Source organism: Mucilaginibacter limnophilus (genome assembly GCF_004005815.1).
Taxonomy (GTDB): domain Bacteria; phylum Bacteroidota; class Bacteroidia; order Sphingobacteriales; family Sphingobacteriaceae; genus Mucilaginibacter; species Mucilaginibacter limnophilus.
In genome coordinates this window covers 216,133-231,000 of sequence record NZ_SACK01000008.1, presented here as the reverse complement: position 1 = coordinate 231,000, position 14,868 = coordinate 216,133, and the positions used below count along the sequence as shown (strand labels likewise).

Here is a 14,868-nt window from a genome sequence, read left to right as displayed (position 1 = left end):
CGGCTGTGAGTATCCGCAACCGCTTTTTTCTAACTATTAACTGACCTTATAAAGAACTAAATACTCATACTAATTATCTATAAGACGGGTAGACTTTTAAAACGTTACACCTAAATCGAAATATTTTTATAAATAGCCTAAAAAACTTTCAATAATATTTGAAAGTTTAAAAACTTTGCTACATTTGTATATGGAATTGGCGGAAGCGAAATCGAAATTTATCGAAACCTGGGGCAAATTAGGTTCCGAGTGGGGTATAAACCGCACCATGGCCCAAGTACATGCCCTATTGTTGATTTCGCCTGAAGCTTTAACTACTGAGGAAGTGATGGAGCAGCTGAGTATCTCCCGAGGCAACGCCAACATGACCCTGCGCGACCTGATAAGCTGGGGCCTTGTTGAAAAACAACACAAACCCGGCGAGCGTAAGGAATACTTCTTTGCAGAAAAGGATGCCTGGACAATTGCACGCCAGGTGGCACAGGAACGTAAAAAGCGTGAACTCGACCCGGTACTGAAAGCACTGAGTGAGCTATCGCAAATTAAAGGTGATGAGAAGAATCCGGAATATAAGGCCTTCAAATCGTCGGTATCAGGCATTAACAAGCTGGCGGGAAACGTCAATAAAACACTTGAAACCATGATGAAGGCTGAGGAAAACTGGTTTTGGGGTTCGATTTTTAAAATATTCAAATAAGATATATTTTTTTAAACTATACTTTCATTTTTTATTGAAAATTCAAAATTTACAAACTAAACTTAATCTTAAAAATCATGAATTACTTTATTTTAACTTACGGTACCTATCTACTAATTAGCATTGCATTAACTGTCTGGGTAGCAAAGGTTCTATTTAAAAACGGCCGGATATTTCTGGTAGACATTTTTCACGGCAATACCAACTTAGCCGACTCTGTAAATAAACTACTGGTTGTGGGCTTTTATCTAATTAATGTAGGCTATATGAGTTTGGCGCTGAAAGAAAGTGGCAGCATCAGTGATGCACGTGTAGTGATTGAGGTTCTAAGCTATAAACTCGGCTGGATAATTCTTATACTGGGCGGTATGCATTTTCTCAACCTTACTATATTTTTTAAACTACGCAGTAAGGCTCAACAAAATAGAGCCAATGCTTAAATAATGTATTATGAAAACGCTAAGTAACCATATCATACTATACGATGCCGAATGTCCTATGTGCAGCCTGTACACCAAAGCGTTTGTAGGCAGCGGCATGCTTGATAATAACGGGCGCAAACCTTATCAGGAAATGCTGCCCGCCTGTCCGTTAGTTGACAGGCAGCGCGCGGTGAACGAAATTGCGCTAATAAACACTCAAACAGGGGAGGTGGAATATGGTGTAGTTAGCTTGTTTAAAGTGGTTGCCAATAGCTTCCCGCTGTTTAAAGCATTGTTTGAGTGGAAACCTTTTATATGGATAGCGCAGAAAGCTTATGCTTTTATTTCATACAACCGCAGGGTAATTGTGCCCGGCAACGCTGCTGATAATTTTGAGGTGCAGCCCGGTTTTAAGCTAAAATACCGTGTAGCTTATCTGTTGTTCACCTGGCTGATGGTGGGTTTTATACTCACACAATACGCGCATTTGTTGACAGGTATGGTGCCTGTTGGTAACGTTTGGCGTGAATATGCTATTTGCGGCGGACAGATACTGTTCCAGGGCATAATTGTAAGCTTGTATGCTAATTGTAAAAAGTGGGATTACCTCGGTAATATGATGACCATTTCTTTCGCGGGTGCGCTTTTACTGCTGCCCTGTTTGTTGCTGGCACAATTTGTTGAATTGCCAGCATTGGTGTACACACTTTATTTTTTAGGCGTTGCCGGGTTGATGTTTCTTGAGCACATCCGTCGCAGCAAGTTATTAGGCTTGGGTTGGTTACTTACCATAACATGGATGGCATATCGTTTAGGTATATTGCTGTTAATTTTAAACTAAGCATATCATGAAATACAATAAAATAATACTTGCTGGAGGAAGCGGTTATTTAGGTAGTGTGCTGGCGAAGCATTTTAGTGCCCAAGCCAACGAGTTGATCATTTTTACACGTAACCCTAAACCCACAGAAGGTAACATTAAAATGGTACATTGGAACGGCAGTACTATTGGCGAGTGGGCGCAGCACCTGGAAAGCAGTGACGTACTTATCAACCTTACCGGCAAAAGCGTTAACTGCCGTTATACCGAAGAAAACAAGGCCGAAATATTTTCATCAAGATTAAAAGCCACATGGATACTGGGCGAAGCGCTTAAGCAAACTAAGAACAAGCCTAAGGTTTGGCTGAACGCCGCATCAGCCACCATATACCGCCATGCTGAAGACCGTCCGCAGGACGAGTACACCGGAGAGATAGGCGAAGGCTTTTCTATTGAAGTGTGCAAACAATGGGAAAAAGCCTTTAATGATGTTGTAGTACCGGGCATTCGCAAGGTGATTTTGCGGATCAGTGTTGTACTTGGCAGTTACGGCGGCGTGGCAAGCTATTACCTAAACTTGGCAAAATATGGTTTGGGTGGTATTCAGGGTGATGGCAAGCAGTATTTCAGTTGGGTGCATGAAGACGACCTGACAAGCACTGTCGATTTCCTTTTAGATCATCCGGAGTTAGATGGGGCTTTTAATATAGCCTCTCCATACCCAATACAAAATCATGAATTAATGCGCGTAGTACGTAAAGCAGTAGGTGTGCCCTTCGGTTTGCCAGCCACCAAATGGATGCTTGAAATAGGTACCCGCCTGTTGCAAACCGAAACTGAACTTATACTAAAAAGCCGCTGGGTTTTGCCGGCACGGTTGCAAGAAGCAGGCTATCAATTTAAAGTGCCATATGTAAAAGAAGCGATTGAGAAAAGTATTAAGTAATTACCTAACCTTATCACGTATGAAATTAAACAGAGTAATTACAATCAGTGGAATAGCCTTATTGGTTTTATTAGCATTCTATTTGTTGTTCGGCATTAATGCATGGTCTTATGTCTTTGTCATCATGTCTGTTAGCTTCTTGTTTCTTGTGCCGTTCGGAATGGGGGCATTGGTTATCTACTTGTCTGGTATTGACCGGGTAAAGAAATTGGGCTATCGTATTATTACACCCTGGATACCGGTATTGGCTTTTTTTTGTTAACCCTTTTATTGTCTATTGAAGGTTGGGCATGTTGGTTAATGATATTGCCTGTTTTTTTAATAACGGCAAGTCTTGGCGGATTAACAGCAGGGTATTTTAAATTGAAAAAAGATAGTAATGAACGTACATATGTTTCAATATTAATGCTGTTTCCATTATTAATATCACCTGTTGAAAGATACATAGGTGAGCATCCGTCTATCTATAAAGCATACACTTATATTGATATTAAAGCTGATAAGGCAAATATATGGCAAAACGTAACGCGGGTTAGGGCTATTAAAAACAATGAAGATAAAGGTTGGCTCACTAATAGCCTTGGCTTTCCTCGCCCCATTAGTGCCGAATTAAATTATAACGGAGTTGGCGGTTACCGCAAAGCGATATTTGATAAAGGTTTGGTCTTTCATGAACAGGTAACTTATTATCAGGAAGAAAGGAAAATGCGTTTTACTATAAAAGCTAATCCACACGAAATTCCTTCAACAGCAATGGATGAACATGTGGTAATTGGTGGTAATTACTTTGACGTTATTGATGGGACTTACGAACTGGAAAAGTTAAATAGTAATACTTACCGTTTGCATTTGTACAGCCATTTTAAACTTACCACAACCTTTAATTTTTATGCTTCGCTGTGGGCTGATTGGATAATGAAAGATATTCAGAACAACATTCTACAAATTATTAAGCAACGTGCCGAAGCCAAATAAACTGTAATCATGCAAATTACTTATTATCAATTGATCAAGCGTGCCCGCATCGGCATCCTCATCATTATTGCCGGATTAGCCATAAGCGGCATCACAGCTTTACCTTTGGAAAGTGAGTTGAAATGGCTGACCACTCATACCGGCGGCTTACCATTGGCTATGCAAAGCTGGCTGAAAACGGTGTATGATGCTATATGGTACGTCAATATGCATTACCCTTTTTTAAGTTACGGTACCGACTGGCTTGCTTTTGCGCATGTTATGCTGGCTGTACTTTTTATTGGTCCGTACCGCGAACCGGTAAAAAATATATGGGTGCTGCAATTTGGCATGATCGCTTGTCTGGCCATATTTCCGTTAGCCTTTATAGCGGGAAATATTCGCGGCATACCTTTTTTCTGGCAGCTTATCGACTGTTCATTCGGAGCAATAGGTATTATCCCCCTTTACATTAGCTATAAAGCTGCCCGCAAAGCAGAATACTTGTTTCAGAATAAACTGGCTATTTAAATATTGCTGATTACTACCATTTCGTCCATAGTAGGGTTAGCGCTGCCGCCACGTGGTTCAAGTGTTACGGCAAAGGCTTGCGGTTGTTCTACTGGTTTCATTTCCTTCATGGCAGTATCAGCCTTAGCGTCAAAAACACCCAGGTCGACAGGTTTGCCTTTAACAATGGCCCAAAGCTGGTATTGGTGGCTTTCGTCGTTAGCAGGAAGTTTCATACCGGCCATGTCAATCATTACCTTCTTTTTCACCGGGCTCCAGGCAACTGTCATTGCTGATGCAGGCGTTTTAGGTGTGCCCTTAAGCTTTACAAACCTGAAAGTACTGTCACGAAAAACATCAAGCTGCTCATCCATCAGGTTAACACGCTTGCTGAATTGCTGTTTCTCCAGTTGCAAGGCTACTACCTGGCTGTCTGACTGCTTCCATTTGTTGTAAACATTTATCAAAGCCGCTATACTAACCAGCAATAGTACAAGGCATGCGGCAAAAGCGTATTTATAAAAGTTGCTTGGGGTTCGTGCAGGCATTTCAATAACCCTGTTAACAGTTCTGCCTGGAAAACTTTCGTCGTTACCGAAGTTTATAAGCAAACTGTTCAATACCCTGTCCTGCATTTTTTCAGACGGATCAACGGCATGTGCACGGGCATATACCTCAAGCGAGGCTTCAATAGCACCCAGTTCAGCTTTCACTTCCAGGTGTTTTAAAGCCATCCCCTCCACCTGCAGCCTTTCTTCCGGACTTAAGTCGCCCAGTACGTAAAGCTCCAGTATCCCCGATTCAATATATGCCTTTATATCTTCCAATTTCAATTAAAATGTTTCCGTAACTCCTGTATCGCCATCCTTAATCTGGTTTTAACGGTACCCAATGGCAGGCCAAGTTCTTCAGCTGCTTCCACATGGGTGTAGCCTTTAAAGTAGATGAGGTTAAGGATTAGCTTTTGCTCGGGCTTTAAAGTGTCAACCAAATCTTTTAAGCCTAATAGTTCGGGTTTGTAAACCGTATTCTTTTGCTCGTCGATAAAAGTTACGTTATTTTCAAGCTCTTGGTTTTTGGTTTGATTTTTAAAATCCTTTGAACGAACCTTATCAATGGCCAGGTTTCGCGCGATGTTTACCATCCAGGTAAATAAGCGGCCTTTTTCGGCGCTGTAACCTGAAAATGAATGCCATATTTTTACAAAAGTTTCCTGTAAAACGTCTTCAGCGGCTGTTTCTTCTCCTATAATACGAAAGATAACACCGTACAACGATGATGAATACATATTGTACAACGCCTCGGCACCGGTTCGTTCACGATGGTGTAACGCGCGTACTAATTCTTCTTCCGGCAATGATATTTTATGGTTTCTGCTCAACGCCGGTTAAGATATTGAAGAATAATTACAAATCAAACAAATGTTTTTCAGCATGATATGACGAACGGACAAGTGGTCCGCTTTCTACGTACCTGAAACCCATTTCAAGGCCTTTTTGTTTGTAGAAGTTAAATTGATCAGGATGTATCCAATCGATAACCGGGTGGTGGTTACGTGTCGGCTGCAAATATTGCCCTAAAGTAAGGATGTGCACACCGGCATCGTACAGATCAGCCATCGCTTCCAGTACATCAGCCTCAGTTTCGCCAAGGCCAAGCATAATACCTGATTTGGTACGAAGGCCTGCCGCTGAAATGTGCCTTAGGCAATCAAGACTGCGATCATATTTAGCCTGAATACGTACTTCGCGGGTTAGGCGGCGTACGGTTTCAAGGTTATGTGAAACAACCTCGGGGCGAACAGCCAGCACACGTGCCAGGTTATCCCAGTTGCCTTTAAAATCAGGCAATAAGGTTTCTAAAGTAGTGTCAGGGCTTTCGCGACGGATAGCGTTTATAGTTTCAGCCCAAATGATAGACCCACCGTCTTTCAAATCGTCACGGTCGACAGAGGTTATTACGCAGTGTTTAACCTGCATTAGCTTAACCGAAGTTGCAACGCGGTTTGGCTCGTCCATATCAACGGCCAGCGGCCTGCCGGTTGCAACCGCGCAAAACGAGCATGAGCGGGTACAGATATTGCCCAATATCATAAAAGTAGCCGTACCGGCACCCCAGCATTCGCCCATATTTGGGCAATTGCCGCTTTCGCAAATGGTGTGCAGCTTATGTGTATCAACTAAACTGCGCACATGCGCATACTCTTTTCCAACCGGGAGCCTTACCCTTAACCAATCAGGTTTGCGTTGCACTTGCGTGGCCGGTACTACGGGCAGTTCTATCATAAAAACAAAAGTAAGTAAAAACCAAGTAACGCCCTAAAGGGCGGATAATTATATTACAGTTGATTGATAAATGTGACTATTCAAAATAGCGATGGGTTTTAAACCCATCGCTACAAGGGGTATATGGCAACATGCAAATTATAGATAAGATAATCTCATAAATATTAACTTCGCCTTTAAATACATTCCCCATGGCAACTATCTCAACAACTTACTTAGGCGACCTGCGTACCGAGGCTACACACTTACAATCGGGTACAAAAATTATTACCGATGCACCTGTTGACAACCAGGGCCGGGGCGAGGCCTTTTCACCAACCGATTTGCTCGCGGCATCATTAGGCAGCTGCATGATGACCATTATGGGCATAGCCGCACGCACACATGGCATTGATATTAATAACACCCAATGCGATATCACCAAAATAATGGCTGCCAATCCGCGCCGTGTAGCCGAGGTGGTGGTAAAGTTTACTTTCCCTAAAGAATATACTGAAAAAGAGCAAAAGATACTGGAACATGCCGCGCTTACCTGTCCGGTTCACCTCAGCCTGAATGAAAATGTAATCAAAACAGTTGATTTTGGATGGTAGGTACAGGTAGCCATTCTATACTTTAAAACCAAAAGCGGATTAGTTTAACTGATCCGCTTTTATGTTTTAGTTGCGGAGAGAGAGGGTTCAGAACCCAAGCTCCTATATCATTGTTTTTCAATACCTTATGAAGGCGGTCAAAATTGACTCACCGGATGACTCACCAGTTTTTATGCCTTTTAGAGGCCGTAAATTTTAGGTAAAGATAGCAATTTTCTGATGTTCGTCCAATTTGAATAAATGACCAAGTCCCTGCCAACATAATCTCACGCTTTAATTTGAAAGAGCGCCTGAAATCCAAAGGTGAAGTAATGTTAGTAAAGCCACCCGCTGCCTTAATGGCAGTGGTAAACGAGATGCGGGGGAGGTTGCAAATCTGCTTTTTTAAAGAATGCGATATCAGAATAGCACGAAAACGTTTGCGACATTGCACTCATAGCATGGTCAAAGTAAGGTAGCCGGTAAAACTTTTCGCGTTAAGCCAGTATATCGTCTTTTATCTATCTGGGTTTGGCAAGGTAAACCAAAATGATGCGCCTTCTCCCGGCGAGGTATCCACACCCATCCGGCCGCCATGTCGACGGATGATCTCCGAAGATATATACAGGCCAAGCCCCAAACCGGAAGTTTGGCTCTTTTGCTGGTCTGCACGAAAATAGCGGTCGAACAAATGACTAAGATGCTCCAACGCGATGCCCGGCCCCTCATCACTCACGGTAATTTTTACAGCCGAAGGCAATTGCTCCACCCGAAAAGTGATAAACAAACTTTTTGGCGCATATTTGACAGCATTGTTCACAAGGTTAACCAGTACCTGTTCTATCTTCTGCTGATCGGCATAAAGAAAGGCAGAGAGATCGCCTTCCAACTTCAACCGATAGGTTCCCTCGGCTTCTATGTGGCTGCAACAGCTGTTCAGTAATTCACTGACCGGAAATGTAGTGCGGTTGAGTGACAGCTGCCCTTGTTCTATTTTGGTGGTGTTTAACAGATCGGCAATAAGGTAGGTTAATTTTACCGCGCTTTTTTTCAGCACCTTTTGCCAGTTTGCGCAACTGCTCAATAGCGATATCATCCTTCTCTAATAACCGGTTAATGATTTGCAAGGCAGCTTTAAGCGAGGTGAAAGGCGTTTTTAATTCATGACTCGCAACGCTGATGAACTCTTCTTTCTGCTGACGTAACTTGTGCTGCTCGGTGATATCTTCAATGATGGTGTATCCCAGCGTTTCGCCGTTATCCTGAAAAAGTATGGAAGTCACCTGACACCAGATCAGCGAGCCGTCCTTTCTGATCAAAACGGTTTCCAGACTGAACGATGGCGCAAGATGCTGCCATAACTGTTGCTGTAAATAACGCCATTCCTTGTGCCGTTCAGAGGGTGAGTAATTTAAAATTTCAGTGCCGATGATCTCCTCTTTATTGGAATAGCCCAGTAATTTAATTAGCGCAGCATTTACCTGCAATATCTTAAGGTCAGCTCCGATGATTTTATTGCCTAAGCTTGAAGCTTCAAAAACCGCCCGAAAACGGCTCTGACTTTCCTGGTAAGCGCGGGTTACTTCAGCAAGCTGACGGGCCTGCTCTAATAATCGCTCATTTTCGGCAGTCAACTCCTCGTTTTGTCTTTGCAGGTCTTGCTTATCTTCCATGTGTTCTGTTCATCAGCATAAGACCAACACATGGCACATGTTCAGTGTTGACTTAACTCGATAATGTTTAATGTTTGCGGATAAATTAAAATGCAGAATAGCTGAAATAGTTTATTTGAAATTTAAATTATAAGGGAAGGTAATTATCCTATAACGAAATGTTTCCAATTTTCTTTATTTTGGCACTTCTTAATTCATGCCCTGATAGCTCCGCCCGGCATTTTCCCTGTCCTGTTAAGTTAAAAGGCGCCGATAAGAAAAAACCGTATCTTGTACCGTTACGATTCGTTACCCATGACAAACCTCACAGAGGAAAATAAAGTTTTAAAGGAAGAGCTTGAACGTTTAAAACTTCAAATAGAACAAACCGCTATTTACCAGGCGGAAAAAGATCAGTTTCACTTAGAATACGAAAAAAGCCAGCACCGCTTCAGAACTATATTCGAAGAGTCTTCAGTTGGTAAAAAGATCATCGACGACCAATTAAAAATAATAAAAGTTAATAAGTCACTAACCAGGATTATTGGTTACAATCAGGAAGAACTGATCGGCAAACGTATCACCGACTTTGCACATCCTGATCATGCCAGGCAATGGAAGGCATTGCAAAAAGAGCTTTGGACGACCGAGCTTACCTCATTTAATTTCGATAGCTGCCTGATCAAGAAGGACGGTTCTGCCATCTGGCTTCATGTAACGACGATCATTATCGAGGATAATGGGAACAGGTTAGGATATACCATTTTAGAGGATATCTCGGAACGAAAGGAACTGGAGCGGATACAAGTTCTGGTGCGTGAACAGGAACAACGCCAGCAGATTGCTGAAACGGTACTAAATACACAAGAGGAAGAGCGACGCCGGGTGGCCGAAAGGTTACACAATGGCTTAGGCCAATTGCTTTACGGGGTGAAACTGAGTTTAAACCGAGTCGAAGTAAATACCGATAACAATAGAGAAGCAATAAAGTACACTGAACAACTGATTACCGACTGCATAGTGGAATGCAGAGGTATATCGCATGACCTGATGCCAGCCATGCTGGCTGAAGATGGGCTTAAAGAAGCCGTTGTAGACATTTGCCGGCAACTCACAGGCACTGTGAAATTTGAATACCGCTTGCTGGGCTTGAAACCACGATTGCCCGAATTCTTGGAAGTGGCCATTTACCGGATGATACAAGAATTATTAATGAATATCGTAAAACATGCGGATGCAACCTTAGCCAGCATTCACATCTTGGCAGGCGAGAAACTGGTCAATATTACCGTGAAAGATAACGGCAAAGGGTTTAATCAAGCAAGGCTGGAGAATAACGGCATCGGCTTGCATACGATACGTACCAAAACCGAATTCCTGAGCGGAAAGCTGAATATCACTTCGGCAGAAGGTCAGGGAACGACAATAACTATTACAATCCCCAAAAGGGTTGATTAATGATTGGGGACTGCATGAACCGCACGAATCGCAGTCAGAAGTTCATCAATTGAGCCATCTTTTGATACGCAATCTTTTGCACCTGCGGCTAATACACGGGGCTTCACGGCAAGCAGCGGATGAAGGGTGAGAACGATGACCCGAAGGCCTCTGCGTAATTTGGTTGATCGCCTGGTCAGTTCCAGTCCATCCATACCTGGCATATTCATATCCGTTAACAGTAAATTTAGCTGCAGTCCATCATTCAAAAGATCTAATGCAGCACGTCCGTCAGCAGCATTTGCCACAACTTCCATGTCTGGTTGAGCCGATAAAAGCTGACAAAGCCCTTCCCGCACAACTTGGTGATCGTCCACAACTAATACTTTCATCATTAAAAATGGACTATTTACCATGTCCTTGGTTTAACTTTATTTACTTTATGACGATACTCAAATATATCTGAAATATTTAACCGCAGTACCGTATAAATATGACGCTTTCAACTGACTACTTATGAACTAAGGTACTTATACGTATAGAAATTTATTATTCCTTGTGAATCACAAAAGAATTGGTCGCCTTTGTAAAAGGTAACGCCGCCCGCCTATAACTTTAGCTGAACGCTTCAACGTCCGGCAGTGTAAACCAAAAGGTAGACCCTAAGCCTAACTCACTGTCAACGCCAATCTCGCCGCCGTGCCGCCGTACGATCTCTGCCGATATATATATAAACCTAAGCCCAAACCGGAGATCTGCCTATTTTGTCCGTCAACCCGGTAGTAGCGGTCAAATAGTTTATTCAAGCTATCCGCCGGAATGCCATGGCCCTTATCAATAACGCAAACGCGCGTAAATTTTCCCGCACGTTCAACATGAATAATAATCTCGGTTGATTCAGGCGCATATTTCACGGCATTGTTCACGAAGTTCACGATTACCTGGTCGATCTTGTTTTGATCTGCCGTTACCTTAAGCGAGTGGTCACCGGTGTGCTTAATATGATATTTGCCACCGACCTGTATATGACTGCAACAGCTATTTGTAATATCACTAAGCGCAAAAATAATTTTGTTGAGAGCAAGCTGGCCTTTTTCTATCTTGGTGGTATTTAAAAGATCGCCGACCAAATGATGAAGTTTCTTGGTATGGCGTTCTGCATTGCCGGCTAACTTCTTTAATTTTTCTGAAATTGCCGGATCCTGCCACTTGTGCTTATTTTTAAATAAAATGGCTGCGGATTATTTACCGGTACATTGTCAATTAGCGAACTTAAAAAAAAATAACGAACTTTGGACTTGCCTGCTATACGGGTAGGCAATTTATAAACCACGCTGATGGATAGCGGTTCGAATTTGGCAAGCCACCGTTTAAAAATAAATTGAACGCTAAATCGGTCCAATATATGTTTGACGATAAGCAGGCCCGATGTTGAATCAAAGGCTGCATGAAGCATTAAAGACGCTGGAGCATGAGAAGCAACGACATCTGCGTCTGAAAGGTGCACTGATCACCGGTACATTACATTTCAATATAAAGCTGCAGATGTCAGGCATCATTTATGGAGGCAAGGACTGCTTTTTAACGGTCTGCTTAGCAACTGACCGAAAGATAGGTGATAGCTATCTTATGCGCTATCTGCTTTTTGGATACCGAAGAGAAATCACTTAAAAACTTTCTGTCCGAGTCGGATGAACTCGGAGCCTATCTCAGGCACTTTCCGTCAACTTTGCTGAACATTTATTCACAACTGCATTTGAACAATTGTGCATTTGCAGAAAAAAATAACGTTATGGCAAAGATCATCACATTAGCCCACCAGAAGGGTGGCGTTGGCAAAAGCACCCTTGCGCTTAACCTCTCACTCTGTTTCAAAAGTCAGCTACGCGTCGCACTGATCGACACTGATCTGCAGGGCAGTATTTATCACCTCAGAGACGAATTTAAGGACCTGGATATCCTTACTCCTGACAGGATCATCGGGCTTCCCGCATTGGATTACGACCTTATCGTCGTAGATACGCCTCCTTACTTATCCAACAAATTAAACGACCTGTTCCATCAGTCCGACTACGTGCTGGTACCTACCAAGGCCGGGTTTTTTGATATAATGGCCATTCGCTCTACGCTTGCCCTCATCCGTTTTTCCCAGGCTAAGAACAACCGGCTAAAAGCAGGCATAGTCTTGAATATGGTTAAACCGCGCTCCGGCCTGACTGCTGAAGTGACTAGCCTGCTGCAAACGCTTGGTACGCCATTATTGCGCACCAGGGTATTTGACCGGGTGAGCATCGCAAGGTCCTCCATGACCGCTGGGGTGCTAAAAGGAACGGATCAGAAAGCCATTGAAGAAATCACCGCATTGGCAGGCGAGATCATAGACATGATCAGTGAATAAGAATACAATTTAACAAAACTGTAATTGTTCAAAACTGCATTTATTCATTTATTCAATTCCAAAAATCTCCAAATGTGGATTTGCAGAAATGAATAGCTGGTGAACATCGCAAATGAGTAGATGCAGCAAGGTGCAATTGTTCATGGATTTTATCATGTCAGATTACAAAAGCAAGCTCAGCACATTGGCGGACAAGTTAAAGGGAGCACCCCCGGCCACGCCTATACAGGAAGTGCACCCCGTTAAGGCCACCCCCGTAGAAACGGAGCCCTCGTCGCGGTTCAACAACTGGATCCCTAAATCGCTGAAAAAACGGCTGAAGGCTTATGCTGCGGAAAACGACATTTCTCTCAAGGACATAAATATTCAGGCATTGCAGGAATACCTGGATAAACGGATAAAAGTAAATAAGGAATAATAGCTGACAAGGTTCTGCCGGAGATCCCAAGGTCATCAACTGCTGTCTTTTTGCAGTTAGCAAGATGTACGTTTGTACCACAAACGGATCTTGCCCGCTGCCTCCGAAGTCGGGCTGGTCTGGCTCCAAAACCTCCGGAGTCGGTTTTTAAAGACAGGTTATGAGCGAGCAAGAGAATAGATCGAAATGGCTGAAGATCCGGCTGAAACCCAGTGAAGAGGAAGCGTTGTCCAAACTCTTCAAAAAGACCACCTTTCAGAATTTAAGCGAGTACGGCCGTGCCATGATCCTGGGTAAGCCGGTTACTGTATTAATCCGGGACAAGGCGATGGACGATATGTTGGAGGAGTTGCTGGTGTTAAGACGCGAGCTCAGTGCGATCGGCAATAACCTGAACCAGGCGGTACGGAATATCAACGCTGCCCATGGTAATGCAGATACCCGGATGTATATGAGTCTGTTGGGCATCATCAATGCCAAACTGGAGCCGGCCATCCGTGAGATTAAGCAAAGAACAGCCGATTATGCAGAATTATGGTCGCAAAAATTAAAAGCGGGAAAAGCCTGAAAGGCGCGTTGTTCTACAATGAACAAAAAGTGGCGGATGGCAAAGCGTTGCTGTTGGAGGCTGTCGGCTATGCTAAAGAGGTCCCGCAGCTGACGATCAGCGATAAGCTTTTTCGTCTGCAGGATCTGGCCGGACGGAATCAGCGTGTGACGACGAACACCGTGCACATCTCACTGAATTTCGGTTTGAAGGAGATCTTATCAGCCGAACAACTGGCAACGATCGCAGGGGTGTACATGGAAGGAATCGGTTTTGGGGCACAACCTTATTTGGTCTACCAGCACCTTGATGCTGGTCATCCTCACATTCATATCCTGAGTACAAATATAGACCGGGATGGTAAACGCATCTCCCTGCATGACCTGGGACGCACTAAATCCGAATCAACCCGCAAAGAGATCGAGATCGACTTTGGTCTTCAACGGGCGGAAGATGCCAAACCAGATGAGGAACTCCGGATCGAGCCGGTCATCTATGGCGCAGTCCATACTAAAAGAGCTATGGAGCAGGTCGTCCGTTTGGTTACGAATCGTTATCGCTTTACCAGCTTACCGGAATTCAATGCCGTGTTGCAACAATTCAATGTGCTGGCTGACCGGGGCAGTCAATCATCGACCATGCGTAAGCAGAATGGATTGCGTTACTGGGTCATCGGTCCAAAAGGTACAAAAATAGGCGTGCCGATCAAGGCGAGTGCCCTCAAAGGCAAGCCGACCCTGAAGCTGCTTGAACAGCGCTTTACTTTAAACAGCACTTTGCGGCGTTCGCTGAAAGAAAAGGTGCGGCTCAAGGTTGACCGGGCACTGGTAGGTGCCAGGACCATCCGGGAGTTTCAAGAATACCTGAAAGGGGAAAATATATCTGCGGTCATCCGCAGGACGGATAACGGGCTGATCTATGGTTTGACCCTGGTCGACAACGAACTGCGAACGGTCTTTAATGGAAGCGACCTCGGGAAAGGCTACGCAGCCGCTGCCATTGCTTCAAAATTAGCAGATACGCCTGAGGGCAAGATCCAAAGATCACAGGTCTGGGAAAAGCAACGGCCGCAACAAACAGTCGTCCCCTATGCAGGTAAGGAGACCTTGTTGAACACCTTGTTAGCTCCGACCGCAGATGACCCGGCAACATTGGCTGCCTTGCGGCCAAAAAGGAAGAAGAAAAGAAGGTTGAATCTATAAACACACGA

At 43.7% G+C, this 14,868-nt stretch carries 21 protein-coding genes; 14 read left to right on the top strand and 7 right to left on the bottom strand.

Annotated features, from left to right (window positions below):
* The first annotated feature begins 190 nt into the window (after nt 1-190).
* The 7 genes from EOD41_RS17160 (at nt 191) to EOD41_RS17130 (ending at nt 4,370) form a co-directional block, all read left to right on the top strand.
* Nucleotides 191-697 carry a GbsR/MarR family transcriptional regulator gene (locus EOD41_RS17160; RefSeq protein ID WP_127707190.1) on the top strand — a complete coding sequence of 169 codons (507 nt, stop codon included), beginning with the start codon at nt 191-193 and terminating at the stop codon, nt 695-697.
* A gap of 77 nt (nt 698-774) precedes the next feature.
* Entirely contained in the window at nt 775-1,137 is a 363-nt protein-coding gene (locus EOD41_RS17155; RefSeq protein ID WP_127707188.1) for a hypothetical protein, read from the top strand.
* Nucleotides 1,138-1,147: 10 nt separating this feature from the next.
* Complete coding sequence (locus EOD41_RS17150; protein ID WP_127707186.1) at nt 1,148-1,960, top strand: thiol-disulfide oxidoreductase DCC family protein; 813 nt, start codon at nt 1,148-1,150, stop codon at nt 1,958-1,960.
* A 7-nt stretch (nt 1,961-1,967) separates the two neighbouring features.
* Nucleotides 1,968-2,885: a TIGR01777 family oxidoreductase gene (locus tag EOD41_RS17145; RefSeq protein WP_127707184.1), complete on the top strand. Its 918-nt coding sequence runs from the start codon at nt 1,968-1,970 to the stop codon at nt 2,883-2,885.
* A gap of 19 nt (nt 2,886-2,904) precedes the next feature.
* Nucleotides 2,905-3,147, top strand: a complete 243-nt coding sequence (locus tag EOD41_RS17140) for a hypothetical protein (RefSeq protein ID WP_127707182.1) — start codon at nt 2,905-2,907, stop codon at nt 3,145-3,147.
* 38 nt (nt 3,148-3,185) lie between these two features.
* Nucleotides 3,186-3,860, top strand: a complete 675-nt coding sequence (locus EOD41_RS17135; RefSeq protein WP_164849972.1) for a hypothetical protein — start codon at nt 3,186-3,188, stop codon at nt 3,858-3,860.
* 9 nt (nt 3,861-3,869) lie between these two features.
* A complete protein-coding gene (locus EOD41_RS17130; protein ID WP_127707178.1) occupies nt 3,870-4,370 on the top strand; it encodes a hypothetical protein in 501 nt (166 codons plus the stop codon).
* Here the strand turns inward: EOD41_RS17130 and EOD41_RS17125 are convergent.
* The 3 genes from EOD41_RS17125 to lipA are packed head-to-tail and all read right to left on the bottom strand — an operon-like array spanning nt 4,367 to nt 6,634.
* Nucleotides 4,367-5,176 (bottom strand): anti-sigma factor, encoded by an 810-nt coding sequence (locus EOD41_RS17125; protein ID WP_127707176.1) that lies wholly within the window; start codon nt 5,174-5,176, stop codon nt 4,367-4,369. The two genes, EOD41_RS17130 and EOD41_RS17125, sit on opposite strands and share 4 nt — an antisense overlap.
* 2 nt (nt 5,177-5,178) lie before the next feature.
* On the bottom strand, nt 5,179-5,730 hold the full coding sequence (locus EOD41_RS17120; protein WP_127707174.1) for an RNA polymerase sigma factor: 552 nt from the start codon (nt 5,728-5,730) through the stop codon (nt 5,179-5,181).
* Nucleotides 5,731-5,755: 25 nt separating this feature from the next.
* Nucleotides 5,756-6,634 carry a lipoyl synthase gene (gene lipA / locus EOD41_RS17115; protein WP_127707172.1) on the bottom strand — a complete coding sequence of 293 codons (879 nt, stop codon included), beginning with the start codon at nt 6,632-6,634 and terminating at the stop codon, nt 5,756-5,758.
* Between the two features lie 191 nt (nt 6,635-6,825).
* On the opposite strand from lipA, the gene EOD41_RS17110 reads away from it, so the two are divergent.
* On the top strand, nt 6,826-7,227 hold the full coding sequence (locus EOD41_RS17110) for an OsmC family protein (RefSeq protein WP_127707170.1): 402 nt from the start codon (nt 6,826-6,828) through the stop codon (nt 7,225-7,227).
* Between the two features lie 496 nt (nt 7,228-7,723).
* Here the strand turns inward: EOD41_RS17110 and EOD41_RS17105 are convergent, their stop codons facing one another.
* Together EOD41_RS17105 and EOD41_RS17100 are read right to left on the bottom strand one after the other, a co-directional pair.
* Nucleotides 7,724-8,101, bottom strand: a complete 378-nt coding sequence (locus EOD41_RS17105) for a sensor histidine kinase (protein WP_164849971.1) — start codon at nt 8,099-8,101, stop codon at nt 7,724-7,726.
* A 49-nt stretch (nt 8,102-8,150) separates the two neighbouring features.
* Nucleotides 8,151-8,879 carry a PAS domain S-box protein gene (locus EOD41_RS17100; protein ID WP_127707166.1) on the bottom strand — a complete coding sequence of 243 codons (729 nt, stop codon included), beginning with the start codon at nt 8,877-8,879 and terminating at the stop codon, nt 8,151-8,153.
* Between the two features lie 294 nt (nt 8,880-9,173).
* On the opposite strand from EOD41_RS17100, the gene EOD41_RS17095 reads away from it, so the two are divergent.
* Nucleotides 9,174-10,316: a sensor histidine kinase gene (locus tag EOD41_RS17095; protein WP_127707164.1), complete on the top strand. Its 1,143-nt coding sequence runs from the start codon at nt 9,174-9,176 to the stop codon at nt 10,314-10,316.
* On the opposite strand, the gene EOD41_RS17090 is transcribed toward EOD41_RS17095, so the two are convergent.
* Nucleotides 10,313-10,711, bottom strand: a complete 399-nt coding sequence (locus tag EOD41_RS17090) for a response regulator (protein WP_127707162.1) — start codon at nt 10,709-10,711, stop codon at nt 10,313-10,315. The two genes, EOD41_RS17095 and EOD41_RS17090, sit on opposite strands and share 4 nt — an antisense overlap.
* A 252-nt stretch (nt 10,712-10,963) precedes the next feature.
* Entirely contained in the window at nt 10,964-11,425 is a 462-nt protein-coding gene (locus EOD41_RS17085) for a sensor histidine kinase (RefSeq protein ID WP_164849970.1), read from the bottom strand.
* A 298-nt stretch (nt 11,426-11,723) separates the two neighbouring features.
* Here EOD41_RS17085 and EOD41_RS20780 point away from each other — a divergent pair, with 298 nt between their 5' ends.
* From EOD41_RS20780 to EOD41_RS17065, 5 genes are all read left to right on the top strand, one after another.
* The gene (locus EOD41_RS20780) at nt 11,724-11,966 is read left to right on the top strand and encodes a hypothetical protein (RefSeq protein ID WP_164849969.1); all 243 of its coding nucleotides are present in this window, start codon (nt 11,724-11,726) and stop codon (nt 11,964-11,966) included.
* A complete protein-coding gene (locus EOD41_RS17080; RefSeq protein WP_240663474.1) occupies nt 11,941-12,693 on the top strand; it encodes a ParA family protein in 753 nt (250 codons plus the stop codon). Before EOD41_RS20780 ends, EOD41_RS17080 begins: the two co-directional genes overlap by 26 nt.
* Nucleotides 12,694-12,805: 112 nt before the next feature.
* Nucleotides 12,806-13,111: a hypothetical protein gene (locus tag EOD41_RS17075; protein ID WP_127707158.1), complete on the top strand. Its 306-nt coding sequence runs from the start codon at nt 12,806-12,808 to the stop codon at nt 13,109-13,111.
* 160 nt (nt 13,112-13,271) lie between these two features.
* Nucleotides 13,272-13,679 carry a plasmid mobilization protein gene (locus tag EOD41_RS17070; RefSeq protein WP_127707156.1) on the top strand — a complete coding sequence of 136 codons (408 nt, stop codon included), beginning with the start codon at nt 13,272-13,274 and terminating at the stop codon, nt 13,677-13,679.
* Nucleotides 13,646-14,860 carry a relaxase/mobilization nuclease domain-containing protein gene (locus EOD41_RS17065; protein WP_127707154.1) on the top strand — a complete coding sequence of 405 codons (1,215 nt, stop codon included), beginning with the start codon at nt 13,646-13,648 and terminating at the stop codon, nt 14,858-14,860. The genes EOD41_RS17070 and EOD41_RS17065 overlap by 34 nt, the downstream gene beginning before the upstream one ends.
* Nucleotides 14,861-14,868: the final 8 nt, after the last annotated feature.

Coding starts and splice junctions, on each gene's coding strand:
- EOD41_RS17160 (WP_127707190.1), top strand. CDS start 191: ATGGAATTGGCGGAAGCGAAATCGAAATTTATCGAAACCTGGGGCAAA.
- EOD41_RS17155 (WP_127707188.1), top strand. CDS start 775: ATGAATTACTTTATTTTAACTTACGGTACCTATCTACTAATTAGCATT.
- EOD41_RS17150 (WP_127707186.1), top strand. CDS start 1,148: ATGAAAACGCTAAGTAACCATATCATACTATACGATGCCGAATGTCCT.
- EOD41_RS17145 (WP_127707184.1), top strand. CDS start 1,968: ATGAAATACAATAAAATAATACTTGCTGGAGGAAGCGGTTATTTAGGT.
- EOD41_RS17140 (WP_127707182.1), top strand. CDS start 2,905: ATGAAATTAAACAGAGTAATTACAATCAGTGGAATAGCCTTATTGGTT.
- EOD41_RS17135 (WP_164849972.1), top strand. CDS start 3,186: ATGATATTGCCTGTTTTTTTAATAACGGCAAGTCTTGGCGGATTAACA.
- EOD41_RS17130 (WP_127707178.1), top strand. CDS start 3,870: ATGCAAATTACTTATTATCAATTGATCAAGCGTGCCCGCATCGGCATC.
- lipA (WP_127707172.1), bottom strand. CDS start 6,634: ATGATAGAACTGCCCGTAGTACCGGCCACGCAAGTGCAACGCAAACCT.
- EOD41_RS17110 (WP_127707170.1), top strand. CDS start 6,826: ATGGCAACTATCTCAACAACTTACTTAGGCGACCTGCGTACCGAGGCT.
- EOD41_RS17100 (WP_127707166.1), bottom strand. CDS start 8,879: ATGGAAGATAAGCAAGACCTGCAAAGACAAAACGAGGAGTTGACTGCC.
- EOD41_RS17095 (WP_127707164.1), top strand. CDS start 9,174: ATGACAAACCTCACAGAGGAAAATAAAGTTTTAAAGGAAGAGCTTGAA.
- EOD41_RS17090 (WP_127707162.1), bottom strand. CDS start 10,711: ATGGTAAATAGTCCATTTTTAATGATGAAAGTATTAGTTGTGGACGAT.
- EOD41_RS20780 (WP_164849969.1), top strand. CDS start 11,724: ATGTTGAATCAAAGGCTGCATGAAGCATTAAAGACGCTGGAGCATGAG.
- EOD41_RS17075 (WP_127707158.1), top strand. CDS start 12,806: ATGAGTAGATGCAGCAAGGTGCAATTGTTCATGGATTTTATCATGTCA.
- EOD41_RS17070 (WP_127707156.1), top strand. CDS start 13,272: ATGAGCGAGCAAGAGAATAGATCGAAATGGCTGAAGATCCGGCTGAAA.
- EOD41_RS17065 (WP_127707154.1), top strand. CDS start 13,646: ATGGTCGCAAAAATTAAAAGCGGGAAAAGCCTGAAAGGCGCGTTGTTC.